The following is a 13,903-nucleotide window of genomic DNA, read 5'->3' on the forward strand; positions in this document are numbered from 1 at the left end:
ACCCGTTCGTCGCCTCCCGCGAGGGGGATCGAGGAGGCGACGTCCGGGACGATGCTACGGGTCCCGGCGCGATGATGTAAACGCGAACATGCAATGCTTTGCATGCTTTTGCGCAGCCATGACCAAGTCGGGATTGCCGTTGCCTCTGGCACGTGTCCACCGGTCAGGCGCTTGGCGTCTCGTAGAGTGGAGCATGGCCCCGCGCGCACCGCGGGTGTGTCGACCACCGTAGTGAGGGAGAGCCCATCCATGATCGCGCAGGCGCGCATCGACTCCGACCGGTCCGCGACCGTCCACCTGGCCGATGAGGAGATCGGGATCCACGGGGAGCACATCTCCGAGGTGCGGGCGAACGTCAAGAGCGTGTTCATCGACGCCGCCCGTCGCGCGGGGCGCGACCTCGACGTCGTGATCGTCGAGCCCGACGCCACGCACCATCTGCGCGTGGAGCCCTCGGGCCGCATCAGCACCCGCGAGGCCGACGACCGGCCGCTCTTCGGCCCGTCCGCAGGCCGTGCCGGCCACGGGACGGGCTCACCCTCAGCGCACTCCTCCCCTGCGCACTCCTACTCCGCGAGCTCGTTCGACGTGGCCTCGTTCGGACAGGGCTCGTTCGATCCCGACGGGGACGTCGAGGCGACCGCCGTGCACCCCGCGGTCCCCGAGGGCGGCACGGCGGACAGCCCCTCCTGGATCCCGCCGTCGCTGCTCGGCGAGGAGACCCACGAGGCGCAGGACGAGCAGGACTCCCAGGACGTTCCGGGAGTCCGGGACCCCCGCGACGAGCAGCGCTCCCACGACGCCCAGGGCGCCCACGAGGAGCGCGTCGCCGATGCCGCCGGCTCCGGTGCGCAGACCGGTGCGGCGAGCGGGCCGGGCGTCGGCCCCACGACGGCGATCGCGCCGAGCGCCTCCGCCGCATCGCCCGCGCCGGCCCCCGCCGCCCCGACGGCGCCGGCCCCCGCTTCCACGGCGGCCTCGCCCGCCGAGCCCGGCGACCAGGCGGGCCGCTCGGCGCGTCCCGGCCACGGCCGCCGCGCCGCCCCGACGACGGCGCAGCAGGCTCCCTCCTCCGCACCGGTGGCGGACGCGCCGCAGGCGGCGGACCCGCAGCCGTCGGGCGAGAGCCGTCGGCCCACCCTCCAGGACCTCCAGTCCGCCGGCCGTCAGCCGTCGCCCGCCCCGGCGACCCGCGGCTGGCAGGGCACCCTCACGCGACTGACCGGCGGGCGGATCTCCCCGCGCCCCGGCCGCGCCGAGCGCGAGGAGCGCGCCCAGATGCAGCGCATCTCCCGCACCCTCGACGGCCCGAAGAACATCGCCGTCGTGAACCTCAAGGGCGGCGCCCACAAGACCACCGCCTCGCTCATGATCGCGGCGACGCTGGGCATGGCCCGCGGCGGCGGCGTGCTGGCCTGGGACAACAACGAGACCCGGGGCACGCTGGGCTGGCGCGGCGCGCCCGCCGAGCACCACCGCACCGCGATCGACCTGCTGCGCGACCTCGACCAGCTGCGCACCGAACAGGCCACCGTCTCGGACCTCGACCGCTACGTGCGCCGGCAGGAGGCCACCCGCTTCGACATCCTCGCCTCCGACGAGGATCCGGGCTCCTCCGCCCTGATCGACGACGCCGCCTTCCGCGAGCTCGACGAGACCCTCTCGCGGTTCTACCGCCTCAAGGTCATCGACACCGGGAACAACGTGCGCGCCTCGAACTGGCTGGCCGGCGTCCAGTCGGCCGATCAGCTGGTGATCATCTCGACCCTGCGCGAGGACACCTTCAACGCCGCCGCCTGGATGATCGACGAGCTGCGCGCGACCGGTCTCGCCGAGCAGGTCGACCACGCCGTGACGATCCTGTCGCACTCCTCGGGCAAGAAGATGGACCCCTCGCTGCGCACTCAGCTGCACAAGCACTTCGGCGCGCACACCCGCGCGATCGTCGAGGTCCCCTTCGAGGAGCAGTTCGTGGACGGCGCACCGCTGGACTTCTCGCGGATCCACCCGGAGACCCGGGCCGCGTGGCTGCGGGCGACCGCCGAGATCGTCGACGGCCTGTGAGGATGGGGCCGACCCGCTCGCTCCTCCCCACCGGGCTCCCGTCCACCGCGCGCCCCGGACGTCGGAGGGTGCGCGTAGGTTCGCCCTCATGCCGCTGAACCGCCTGCATCTGGTCGTCGACGACGACCTGGGCCCCGCGCTGTGGGTGCGGGTGCAGGTCGAGGGCGGCGGCTCCCGCCCTGCTGCGGACCTCTCCGGTCTGCTCGACGAGGCGCCGAGCGGGCTCGCCGACGCCCTGTCCCGCGCGCTCGGCCGGCACGAGGGCACGCTGCGCCATCGCGCGCGCGTGCGCGGCCGCACGAGCGAGCACCGCGTCCCCGCCCTGCCGCTCGACGGGGAGGCGCTGCTGGACGTGGTCGGCGCGATCGGCCGCCTCGTGGCCGCGCGCACGGGAGCGGGCACGGAAGTCGCGGGGCAGACGGGGCCGAGCGGGCCGACGGGGGCCTCGGACACCGGGAGCGAGGTGGCCGCCGTGATCGGGCCGCTCGTGGAGGCCGGCACGTCCCTGCGACTGTCCGACCAGGTCATCGCCATGCCGGACCTGCTCACGGCCGTGGTGCTGGACCTGCACGCCGAGCGCCTCGTCGCCGCACGGCACCTGCGGGTGCGGATCGTCGAGCGCTTCGGCCGCCCCTGGGCGCGCTGGTCCGCGCTCGAGGAGGACGCCCAGCCGCTGCTGCACTCCCTCGTCGATACCCGCGCGCGCGAGGTCTTCGCCCGGCACGTCGCCTCCCGTCGCCGCGCGGAGACGGAGACGGAGACGTCTGAGGATGCGGCCGCGAAGGACCCGACGGCCCTCATCTCCTCGCTGTCCGCGCCCTCCGCGGATGCCCCCGTGCGGGCCGACGTCCCGACCCAGCGGCGCATGCAGGCGGCGCTCGACGCGTTCATCGACTCCGGCCGCGCCCGGGTGCACCTCTCCTCGACCGGTTCGGAGCTCGTGGTGCGCCTGCACGAGCCGCCGCTGGGCACCGCGTGGCCGCTGCAGACCTGCCTGCGCGACGCCGACGGGGCGGTGCGGCCCGTCGCCGACCTGCGTGCCGTGGGCGACGTGGGCGTCGAAGGAGCCGCGGAGGCATCGGCCGAGGTCATGCGCCTGGCACCGACGGTGCGCGGGGCCGCCGTCGACGACACCGGCGTGGACTGGCTGCTCACCACCGCCCAGGCCTCCGCTTTCCTCGCCCATGACACCGGGGCTCTCGAGGCCGCGGGCGTCACCGTGATGCTCCCGCGCGAGTGGACGAAGCAGAAGACCCGCCTGCAGGCCGTCGTCGGCGAGGAGGAGGCCGAGCAGGAGAAGACGGGCAGCGGCGTGGGCATGCAGGCCATGGCCCGCTTCGACTGGAAGATGTCGGTCGGGGACGTGGACCTCACCGAGGACGAGGTCGCGGAGATCCGCGCCGCCCAGGCCGAGCTCGTGCAGCTGCGCGGCCAGTGGGTGCGCCTGGACTCCACCACGCTGCGCGCCGCCGAGCGCTTCCTCGACGCGTTCACCGCGCGGAGGCGGGGACGGGACGGCGGGGAGAGCGGGCCCGACGGGGCGAGCGGGCACCACGGGGAACGCGGTTCCGGAGGCGGTGGCGCCGCCGGCGCCGCGCGACGGGCGCCCGCCCGTCGGCCCGACGAGTCCCGCGCCCCCGGGCGCACCGAGCCGATCGCGGCGAGCGCCGGCAGCATGCACTGGGGCGACATGTTCGCGCTGCTGGGCAGCGCCCAGGCCGAGGGCCTGCAGGTCCGTCTGCAGGCGGACGACGCGGAGCCCGTGCCGCCACGGGCCGGCGCCCCCGCGCGCGGACGCTCCAACGGTCTGCGCAATCTGGTGCCCGGCGGGCCCGGGCCGCTCCCCCTTCCGCAGCCCGAGCGCCTGGACGCCTCGCTGCGCGGCTACCAGCTCGAGGGGCTGAACTGGATGTGGGCGCTGCACGAGCTGGGGCTCGGCGGGATCCTCGCCGATGACATGGGGCTCGGCAAGACGATGCAGGTTCTCGCGCTGCTGTGCCGTGAGCGGGAGCCGGATCCCGCCGCGGTCGCCCCCGAGGTGCGGCCCGCGCGCGTGCGTCCGCGCCCCGGGGCCCGCTCGCGCACCGCGGGCGCGGGCCCCGCGCCCGGTCCCACCCTGCTGGTGTGCCCGATGTCCGTCGTCGGCTCGTGGCAGCGCGAGGCCGCGCGCTTCGCCCCGGACCTCGCCGTGCACGTCCACCACGGCGGCGATCGCATCCGCGACGCCTCCTTCGCCGAGGGCGCGGCAGACGTCGACCTCGTGATCACCACCTACTCCCTGCTGGACCGGGACCTCGAGGTGCTCTCCCAGGTGCGCTGGCACCGCCTCGTGCTCGACGAGGCACAGCACGTGAAGAACGCCGGGACGGCCGTCGCGAAGGCGGCGCGGGCGCTGCGGGCCCCGCACCGTCTGGCGCTCACCGGCACCCCGGTCGAGAACCGCCTGAGCGACCTGCACGCCCTCATGGAGACCGTGAACCCCGGCCTGCTGGGCAGCGCCACCTCCTTCCAGGAGCACCTCGCGGGCCCGATCGAGAAGGACGGCGACGAGTCGGCGCTCGAGCGTCTGCGCGCCCTGACCAGCCCGTTCGTGCTGCGACGCGTGAAGACGGATCCGAGCATCATCTCGGACCTGCCCGCGAAGATCGACATGGTGCGCACCGTGAACCTCACCCCCGAGCAGGCCGGGCTCTACGAGGCGCTCGTCGGCGAGCTCATGGCCCAGATCGACGGCGCCGACCAGAACCAGCGCCGCACGCTCGTCGTCTCCACGCTCACCAAGCTCAAGCAGGTCTGCAACCACCCCGCCCACTACCTCGGCGACGGCTCCGCGATCCTGCGCGACGGGCAGCACCGCTCCGGCAAGCTCGAGTACGTCGACGACCTGCTCGGATCCGCCTTCGCCGACGGCGAGAAGGTGCTGCTGTTCACCCAGTTCACGACCTTCGGGCACATGCTCGTCCCCTACTGGCGCGAGAGGTTCGGCCGCGAGATCCCCTTCCTCCACGGCGGGGTGAAGAAGGCCGACCGCGACGACATGGTCGCCCGCTTCCAGTCCACGCCCGGCGAACCCGGGGCGATGCTGCTGAGCCTGCGCGCGGGCGGCACGGGGCTCACCCTCACCGCCGCCAACCACGTCGTCCACCTGGACCGCTGGTGGAACCCGGCCGTGGAGAACCAGGCCACCGACCGCGCCTTCCGCATCGGCCAGACCAAGGACGTGCAGGTGCGCAAGCTCGTGGCCGCGGGCACCGTCGAGGAGCGCATCGACAACGTCCTCGCCGAGAAGCAGACGCTCGCCGACCTCACCATCACCCCCGTCGAGAACGCCCTGGTCAACATGGATGCGGCGCAGCTGTGGGGCATGCTCGCGCTGTCCGACGGGGACGCGCCGGAAGGACAGGCCCCGGGCGAGCAGGCGGAGGGAGGCGGACGATGAGCATTCGCATGCGCTCGCGCCGCGGGCAGATCGGCGCCAGCTGGCAGGGCGCCGCCCTGCGCGAGTCCCTCGAGAGCGTGATCAGCAGCGGCCGCAGATCCGCCGGCAGGCGCCTCGCGCGCGCGGACCGCGTGCAATGGCTCGACGTCGCCCCGCGCCGCGCCCGCGCCGGAGTCCTCGACGACGACGGCACGATCTACGAGCCCGAGCTCGACGTCTCCGCGTTCGGCGCCGCCGACCGGCAGATCGTCGTCGACACCCTGCGCACCCACACCGAGCTGCCCGCGCTTCTGACCAGCGGCACCTACCCGCAGGCGATCGAGTCGGAGCTCGATGCGCACATGGCGACCCTGCTGCCGGGCAGCGCCTCCGAAGTCACCCACGACTGCACCTGCCTGGATTGGCCGGGCCCGTGCGTGCACGTCGCCGCGCTCGCCTACGCGCTGGTCGAGGCGATCGACGAGGTCCCCGTGCACCTGCTGACACTGCGCGGCCTCACCCTCTCCGAGATCGCACAGCCCGTCGCGACGGGCAGGGGCGCACGGGCCCTCGCGGAGGCCGCGAGCCCGTCGGACGACGAGCCCCCGAAGGACTCGTCTGTTGCGGGGGTCCCGTCGTCGGAAGATGCTTCGGGAGATGCGTCGGCGGGAAGCCCGTCGGCCGGTTCGTCATCGGCCGACGGCGCGGCGGAGGGGACGGCGGGAGCGGAGCCTGCGGCGGAGGGGACGGCGGCCAGCCGTCCCGCGAGCTTCGATCCGGCGATCGCCGACCCGACCCTGCTGCAGGATGCGCTGGGAGAGGAGGCGTCCGCGATGCTCGTCTCGTTCTATGCCTCCGGCGCGGGTTCCGCACCGGACGAGACCGCCGGCGAGGACTGATCCCTGCTCGCCGCGCGTTCGGGTCCCGGAGAAGAATCCGGGCCGGCGCGCAGAGGGGGTAGCGCGCCGGCCCGGCACTCAGGGAACCATCACGACACGACAGCTGTGCCGGATCGGGACGAGGGGGTGTCCGTCACGAGAATCATGGAACTCCCCCGACGTGGGAAACCACTGGTGCTTCCCTGTGCATTCGCTATGTCGGGCGCTCCGACGCCGCAGATCGGCGGGTCCGCGCGCCGCGATCCGCACCCCTAGAGTGGGAGCCATGCCCCGCACCACGACCTCGCATTCCCCTGCCTCCGTCGGCCCCGCCGTCCTGCCCGACGAGGCGACGTCGCAGATCGACCGCCTCGCGCGCGACGCCGTCGATGAGAACCGCACCGCCGGTGTGGTCTGGGCGGTCGTCGGCGGCCACGACCACGAGACCCCCGTGCTCGCCGCCGGGGCCGCGGGCGAGCGCCGCCTGGTGGACGGCGAGCGCGCCCCGGACTCCGCGCCCATGGACGTCGCGACGATCTCCCGGATCGCCTCGATGACCAAGTCCTTCACCACGGCGGCCGTGCTGCGACTGCGCGACGAGGGCCGCGTGCGCCTGGACGATCCGATCTCCCGGCACGTGCCCGAGGCCGCACACCTCGACCCCGTCACCCCGGACTCCCCCGCGATCACCGTGCAGGACCTGCTGAGCATGTCCGCGGGCCTGGTCACCGACAACCCGTGGGGCGACCGCCAGGAGGCCATGACCCGCGAGGAGTTCGCGGCGATGCTCGCGGGCGGACTCGGCCACGTGCACGCCCCCGGCACCGGCTTCGAGTACTCCAACACCGGCTTCGCCCTGCTGGGCCGACTCATCGACGAGCTCACCGGCACCCCCTACGACCAGTACATCGCCGAGACCTTCCTGCGGCCCCTGGGCATGGAGGACACCGCCTTCTCCCGCGAAGGCCTGGACACTGCGCGCATCGCCACCGGTCACCGTCTGGCGGACCGCGAGGACCGTACCCGCTTCGAGGCCGTCGAGTTCGACTCCCCCGGCGTCTACGGGGCGATGGCGGGCCTGTACTCGACCGTCTCCGACGTGGCGACCTGGGTGCGCTTCCTGGCCGCGGCCGACGCATCGGACGCCGCCGACCGCGACCAGTCGCTGCTGCGCACCTCCTCCCGCCGCGAGATGCAGCAGCTGCACCGCATCCAGGACACTCCCGCACTGCCCGACGGGCCCGACGGCGTCTCCCCCGGATTCACGCACGTGCGCGGGTACGGCTATGGCCTCGTCGTCGAGCGCTACCCGGACCTCGGCGAGGTCGTCTCCCACTCCGGCGGCTACCCCGGGTACGGGTCCTTCATGGTGTGGCATCGCGACAGCGGCCTGGGCGTGGTGGTCCTCGCCAACAGCAAGTACGCGCCCGCGACGCGGATCGCGATGGACGCCCTGCGGGTCATCGACGCGCAGGCGCCGCATCTGCTCGCGGCGCGACTGCCGACGGCCGCGCCGCGCACCCTCGAGGCCGCCGCTGCGGCGCTGGACTGGCTGCGCGCGGGGATCGGGGCCGACGGGGCGGCGAGTGGGGCGCCCGGCGGCACGACCGGCGCGACGTCGGACGGGCTCGCCGACGGCGTCGCCGACACCTGGTTCGCCGACAACATGGACCTCGACATCTCTCGCGAGGAACGGCGCCGACGCCTCGCGAGAGCCCTGCAGAGCGCGAGGCTGGGGGCCGATGCCCTCGACGCCCTGCACGCCGAGGACGCCGAGGTGCTCTCGCGGGCGAGCGTGCGCTGGACCGTGGCGGGCGGCGCCGGGGACGGCGCGGGCGGCGACGATTCCGCCGGCCGGCGCAGGCTGCGCGTCACGCTGCTCATGGATCCGCGGGCCGATGCCCTCATCCAGTCCCTCGACACGGTGGCCCTCGACAGCACGGGCGCGCCGGTCACGGCCGGCTGACCGGGTCCGGGAGGGTCAGAGGAGGCTCACCAGGAGCACGGCTGTCGGCACTCCGACCACGACCGCGAGGACGGCGCCGACGCCCGCTCCCAGGAGGGTGGCGCCGCGGCCGCTCGGCCTCGGCGCCGGCGCGTGGACCGGGGCCGGTCGCGCGGCCGTCCAGGCGGGAGCACCCGCGGGGGCAGCGGCAGGAGACCCTGGCTGCTCGCCCGTGCCGGCGGAGTGCACGCCCGGTGAGTGCGCGCCTGCTGAGCCGTGGGACGCGGGCCCCTGGCCCGCCGGCCCCTGCGGATGGCCGTCCACGAGCCTCTGACCTGCCGCGTTCCGCGGCGTGCCTCCGTAGGGGTAGGGGCCGTGGTCCTGCGGACCGCCCTGCGGGGCGACCGGCGCGGAGGGCCGGCCGTGTCCCTGCGGTGGGGTGAAGGCCTGCGAGACGCTGCCCTGGCGGATCTCCTCCATCGACGGGCCGGTGCGCGCGGGGGCCTCGGGGCGCTGCGCGCCCGGGGCGTCGGGCGGGAGCGGCGGCAGGGTGTCCGGGATGTGCAGGGGCGCGCCGTCGGCGAAGGCGAGCGGGAGGCCGGGAGGCACGCGCGGCAGGTCCCGGCGCACGCTCGCGGCGTCCTGGTAGCGGCGCTCGGGCTGCGGTTCGAGCATCCGTCGGATCACGGCGGCGAGCTTCGGGGAGACACCGCGCAGGCGTCGCGAGAGCTCCTCGGGTCGGAAGGCGCCGTCGCGCAGCGGGAAGGGCCCGTTGAGCGCGAACAGCACGACGACCCCGGCCGCATAGAGGTCGTGGCTGGGGTGCGGCTCGGCCATGGAGAACAGCTCGGGAGCCATGTACCCGGGGGTCCCGTTGATCATGCCCACGCTGGTGAAGCGCACATCGGTCTCGTGCACGGCGATCCCGAAGTCCGCAAGGCGCGAGTGCGGCAGATGCGGCCCGGTGGACTCGAGCATGATGTTCGCGGGCTTCACGTCGCGGTGGATCCAGCCGTGGGAGTGGACGTGCGCGAGGCCGTCGAGCAGCTGGTCCAGCAGCACCACCACGGCGGGCTCGCCGAGCGGCCCCCGCGCACGGACCATCGACTCGAGGGTCCCGCCGCTGGCCAGCGGCATCGCGATCACCACGTGCTCGTCCTCGGCGCCCCAGCCGTAGGGGGTGAGCAGGTGGGGATGGTCGAAGCTCACGCCCTTCTCGCGCACGAAGCGCATGAGATCGGCCGAGTCCCGCTGACGCAGCACCTTCGCCGCGCACAGTCGACGGGCCTTGGAGTCCCAGGAGCGCCAGACGGCGCCCGATCCGCCCTTGGCGATCAGGTCGATGAGCGCGAAGCGCCCCACGATGACGTCGGCCATGTTCTCCGGTTCCCTCCGTGCTCCCGATCCGCGGCTCTGCCCGCGGCGGGAGCGCAGGTCCACAGTACGATGGATCGTGCGCGAGGTCAGCGCTCCCGGCGTGCCTGTGGACGTCCTCGAGCGCCGTGCGATCGCGCAGGACAGCAGCGCACGACACGGCGCGTCACCGCACGGCACCGCACAGCGAGAGGGGACGGCACATGGACTGGCTCGTGGACTGGCTGAGCGACCCCTCCGAGTTCGACCCGTTCGTGTTCGTCGTGCTGGTCGCCCTGACCGTCCTGCTCACCCTCGGAAGCATCGTCTGGCTCGTGCTGGAGCGCGAGGAGCCGTCGACTCGGCGCGGCAGGCACGGCAGGTCCGACGGCGCCGCCGCGGAGGGCTCCTCGCCCCTCGCGCGGATCGCCGCGCGCAGCGAGCAGGAGGCCGCGCGCGTGCGGCGCGAGATGGACGCGGACTCCGGTCGCGGAGCCGACGTCCGAGGGGGCGCACGCCGATGAGCGCAGATCCGAGGCCGGCCGCCGCGGCGTCGACCGCCGCTCCCCCGCGCATCCGGCTGGCCCTCGCCGAGGACGCTCCCGTGGTGCTCGGCATCCGCGACGAGGCCATCCGCAGCTCCTCGGGCCTATGGATCGACGAGGTCCCGGAGTCCGTGTCCTCCCGCGCCTGGTTCGACGCCCACCTGGACCGCGGCTCGATGCTCGTGGCCTCGGGGCCCGACGACGAGGTGCTCGGCTACGCGTGCTTCTCCCCGCTGCGCGACTACGCGGGCTACCGCTTCACCGGTGAGGACTCGATCTACCTGCTGCCCGCGGCGCAGGGGCGCGGAGTGGGCCGGGCCCTGCTCGGGGCCCTCGTCGCGCACGCCCGCGAGCACGGCATGCATTCCCTGGTGGCGCTCGTCGAGGCCGGCAACGTCGGCTCGATCCGCCTGCACGAGCGCTGCGGGTTCCACGAGGTGGGCCGCATGCCCGAGGCCGGCTTCAAGTTCGACCGCTGGTGGGACCTGGTCACGCTCCAGCTGCTCCTCTGACCGCTCGGCGCCGCACCGGGATCGTCACGTGCGGGAGCACCCAGCCCACGATCGGGCCGATCGCGATCGCGTACACGAAGGTGCCCACGCCCACCGGTCCGCCCAGCAGCCAGCCCGCGACCAGCACCGTCGCCTCGATGCCGAAGCGCAGCGGGCCGACGGGCCGTCCGGTGCGGTGGTGCAGGCCCGTCATCAGTCCGTCGCGGGGACCGGGCCCCAGGTGGGCGCCGATGTAGACGGCGTCGCTCACGGCGTTCAGCAGCACGCCGCCGACCATCATCGTGATCGCGAGCGGCAGGCCGTGCACGGGCGGGACGACGAACAGGGTGAGGTCGGTGGCCACGCCGACCCACAGCGCGTTGGCGAGGGTGCCGATTCCGGGGTGCTGGCGCAGCGGGATCCAGGCGGCCAGCACCAGGAAGCTCACCAGGATGATCACCGTGCCCACGCTCAGTCCGATGCGCTGGGAGATGGCCACGTGCAGCACGTCCCACGGATCCGCTCCGAGACCCGAGCGGATGAGCAGCGCGAGCGCGGCGCCGTATCCGGTGAGGCCCAGGAACAGGGAGAGCAGGCGCAGCGCGATGCGGTCCAGGTGGAACTGGTCGCGCAGGCTGACGTTCTCGAGAGCGGCGGGCATGCGTCCAGCATCCCAGGAATCCGCCCGTCGACGACGCGACGGCCCACGCTCCGCGGGGGAGGTCAGTGCGCGGCGGCGCGGCGACCTTCGTTCACGGGGGCGTCGAAGCCGAGGGCGTCGCGCACGAAGGCGATCTGGGCGCGGCGGGCGCGCTGGGCGGCGGGTCCGCGCCAGACCAGCGGGTAGCAGTGCCAGCCGCCGGGCTGCTCGAGGTAGGTGACCTCGACGTCGGCGAGGCCGAGGGCGTCGCGCAGGCGCTGGGAGTCGCCGAGCAGCAGATCCTGGTCGCCGACGGTCAGGTGCACGGGCGGCAGGCCGTGGAGGTCGCCGTCGAGGGGGCTGAGCCGCGGGTCGTCGAGCGGGAAGCCGTCCGCGTACATGGCCGCGCAGCGCGCGAGCAGATCCGGGCGCACCGCGGGGTCCTTCTCGATCTGCGCCGTGCGCCGCGGGTCCTCGCCCGTGAGGTCCGCCCACGGGGAGGTCAGCAGCAGCGCCGAGGGCAGGGTCTCGCCGCGGTCGCGGAGGGCCTGGACCACGGCGAGCGCGAGCCCGCCGCCGGCGCTGTCGCCGGAGAGGACCCAGCGCGGGGAGACGGCGTCGAGGTCCTCGAGGATGCCGAGCACGCCCTCGACGGCGTCATCGTAGGCGGCGGGGTACGGCATCTCCGGCGCCATCCGGTAGTGCAGCATCGCGGCGGCCGCGCCGGTGCGCCGGCGCAGGTCCGACAGCCAGTCCCAGTGGTTCTGGCTCTCGCCGTTCACGTAGGCGCCGCCGTGGAGATGGATGACGAGACCGGTGTTCGCGCGGGCACGGTCGATCCAGGTCACGGGGATGCCGCGGTGGCGGGAGCGGGTGACCAGCGAGCGGTCGACGAGCTCGCGGTCGGGCTTGGTGGGGTGGTGGGTGCGGCGCACGTTGAGCTCGTAGAGGCCGATGGGCATCTGGGCGCTGATGAACGCGCCGACGCGCAGGGCGCGCGCCCCGGAGGCCTCCTCCTCGTCGACCTGCGGGACGGGGGTCTCGACGTGCATGGACTTCATGAGGGCATCTTCGCATGCGCTCTCGACCGCGCGGTGCGGACACCGCGTGATGCCGCGTGATGCCCTACCCGTCGGCCCCTGATCGGGTCTCAGGCGCGCTCGACGGCGTCCACGAGGTCGTCGTCCACGAGCCTGTTGGCGCTCGCCCGCCAGCCGGCCACTCCCAGCAGGACGGCGCTCGCCACCAGCAGCCACAGCACGAGCGTCATCGAGCCGGTCGCCTGCAGCAGCGCGCCCATCACGAGCGGGCCGATGCCCGCGAGCAGGTAGCCCACGGGCTGGACCATCCCCGAGAGCCTCGCCGTGATCGCGGGGTCGCGGGTGCGGCCGGGGATCATCGCGATCGCGGTGGGGAAGGCGAACCCGCCGATGCCCAGCAGCGCCGCCCAGGCGACGGGCGCGGCAGCCGGCGCGATGATCAGGGCGAGGTAGCCGACCGCGGTGAGCACGCCGAAGGCGAGCGCGAAGACGCCCAGGCGCTGGGAGCGGGCGATCACCGTCGGCATCACGAGGCCGCCGATCATGCCCCAGGCGGCGACCTGCGAGACCGTCGCCCCAGCGGCGGCGCCGGAGAGCCCGGCGTCGGTGAGGATCTGCGGGAGGAAGCCGAACTGCGTGTACGCGTTCATCGACTGCAGGCCGAACATGAGCGTGAGGAAGAGCGCCGTGGGCGAGCGGCGCAGGGGGACGCTGCGCGCCGCCACGCGCGCGGCGGCCCGGGCACGCGAGCGCTCCGTCGCGGCATCGGGGACCGACGGGTCGGACGCGGTGTCCTCAGGGGGCAGGACGCCGTCGGCCGCGCGCGGGAAGTCGTTGCCGACCTTCGCGAGCACCACGAGACCGACCAGCACCGGCAGCACAGCGAGCACGGTCCAGGCCTGCAGGGAGAAGCGCCAGCCGCTGCCCCCGGAGGCGAGCGGGACGGCGATCGCCGGACCGACGGCCGCCCCGACCGAGAGCAGCATCGAATAGGCGGTCATGAGCAGCACGGTCGAGCGCCCGCCGTGGTGCTTGACCCAGGCCGGCGTGACCACGTTGACGAGCGACGGCCCCATCAGCGCGACAGCGCTGAGCAGCACGAACAGCCCGAACGAGCCGGAGAGCGGCCGCAGGATCAGCCCGATCGCGAGCAGCGAGAAGGCGAGCACGATGGTCCCGGTGAGGCCGATCCGCCGGGACAGGGGCACCGCGAGCAGGCCGAACGCGCCGAAGCACAGGCAGGGCAGCGCGGTGAGCAGGCCGTCGGCCCAGGCGCCCACTCCGTAGGCGCCGGTGATGTCCTCCATGAGCGGGCCCAGCCCGGACGCCGCGGGGCGCAGGTTCAGCGAGATCGTCACCACGAAGACGATCGCGAGCGCGAGCCCGACGGCGCCCGCGGTGCGGCCGGACGCGGCGGCACGGCGGGACGCGGCGGGGCGCGTCGAGGCCGCGGGAAGGTCGGGATCGGGGGTCGAGGAGGAAGGAGTGTCCGGGGACGTCACCGGTCGATTCTCCCCCTCCTCGCCCAC

At 74.2% G+C, this 13,903-nt stretch carries 10 protein-coding genes; 6 read left to right on the forward strand and 4 right to left on the reverse strand.

Features of this window, described 5'->3' with window-relative positions; genetic code table 11:
* Positions 1-249 precede the first annotated feature (249 nt).
* From M4486_RS12335 to M4486_RS12350, 4 genes are all read left to right on the forward strand, one after another.
* Positions 250-2,064 carry a chromosome partitioning protein gene (locus M4486_RS12335; RefSeq protein WP_249477497.1) on the forward strand — a complete coding sequence of 605 codons (1,815 nt, stop codon included), beginning with the start codon at positions 250-252 and terminating at the stop codon, positions 2,062-2,064.
* 88 nt (positions 2,065-2,152) lie between these two features.
* On the forward strand, positions 2,153-5,503 hold the full coding sequence (locus M4486_RS12340; RefSeq protein ID WP_249477498.1) for a DEAD/DEAH box helicase: 3,351 nt from the start codon (positions 2,153-2,155) through the stop codon (positions 5,501-5,503).
* On the forward strand, positions 5,500-6,381 hold the full coding sequence (locus M4486_RS12345) for an SWIM zinc finger family protein (protein ID WP_249477500.1): 882 nt from the start codon (positions 5,500-5,502) through the stop codon (positions 6,379-6,381). The genes M4486_RS12340 and M4486_RS12345 overlap by 4 nt, the downstream gene beginning before the upstream one ends.
* 265 nt (positions 6,382-6,646) lie before the next feature.
* Entirely contained in the window at positions 6,647-8,326 is a 1,680-nt protein-coding gene (locus tag M4486_RS12350; RefSeq protein WP_249477502.1) for a serine hydrolase domain-containing protein, read from the forward strand.
* Between the two features lie 15 nt (positions 8,327-8,341).
* Here M4486_RS12350 and M4486_RS12355 read toward each other — a convergent pair whose 3' ends face one another.
* The gene (locus M4486_RS12355) at positions 8,342-9,682 is read right to left on the reverse strand and encodes a serine/threonine-protein kinase (protein WP_249477504.1); all 1,341 of its coding nucleotides are present in this window, start codon (positions 9,680-9,682) and stop codon (positions 8,342-8,344) included.
* Between the two features lie 200 nt (positions 9,683-9,882).
* Between M4486_RS12355 and M4486_RS12360 the strand changes: the two genes are divergently transcribed.
* Complete coding sequence (locus tag M4486_RS12360; protein WP_249477506.1) at positions 9,883-10,182, forward strand: hypothetical protein; 300 nt, start codon at positions 9,883-9,885, stop codon at positions 10,180-10,182.
* Positions 10,179-10,715, forward strand: coding sequence for a GNAT family N-acetyltransferase (locus tag M4486_RS12365; RefSeq protein ID WP_249477507.1), 537 nt, complete (start codon positions 10,179-10,181; stop codon positions 10,713-10,715). Before M4486_RS12360 ends, M4486_RS12365 begins: the two co-directional genes overlap by 4 nt.
* On the opposite strand, the gene yczE is transcribed toward M4486_RS12365, so the two are convergent.
* The 3 genes from yczE to M4486_RS12380 all read right to left on the reverse strand — a co-directional run bounded on the left by yczE (position 10,693) and on the right by M4486_RS12380 (position 13,876).
* Positions 10,693-11,355: a membrane protein YczE gene (gene yczE / locus M4486_RS12370; protein WP_249477509.1), complete on the reverse strand. Its 663-nt coding sequence runs from the start codon at positions 11,353-11,355 to the stop codon at positions 10,693-10,695. The genes M4486_RS12365 and yczE overlap by 23 nt on opposite strands.
* A gap of 62 nt (positions 11,356-11,417) precedes the next feature.
* A complete protein-coding gene (locus M4486_RS12375) occupies positions 11,418-12,395 on the reverse strand; it encodes an alpha/beta hydrolase (RefSeq protein ID WP_249477511.1) in 978 nt (325 codons plus the stop codon).
* Positions 12,396-12,484: 89 nt separating this feature from the next.
* Entirely contained in the window at positions 12,485-13,876 is a 1,392-nt protein-coding gene (locus tag M4486_RS12380) for an MFS transporter (protein ID WP_249477513.1), read from the reverse strand.
* Between the last annotated feature and the right edge of the window lie 27 nt (positions 13,877-13,903).

It is taken from the genome of Brachybacterium kimchii (assembly GCF_023373525.1).
Lineage (GTDB): Bacteria > Actinomycetota > Actinomycetes > Actinomycetales > Dermabacteraceae > Brachybacterium > Brachybacterium kimchii.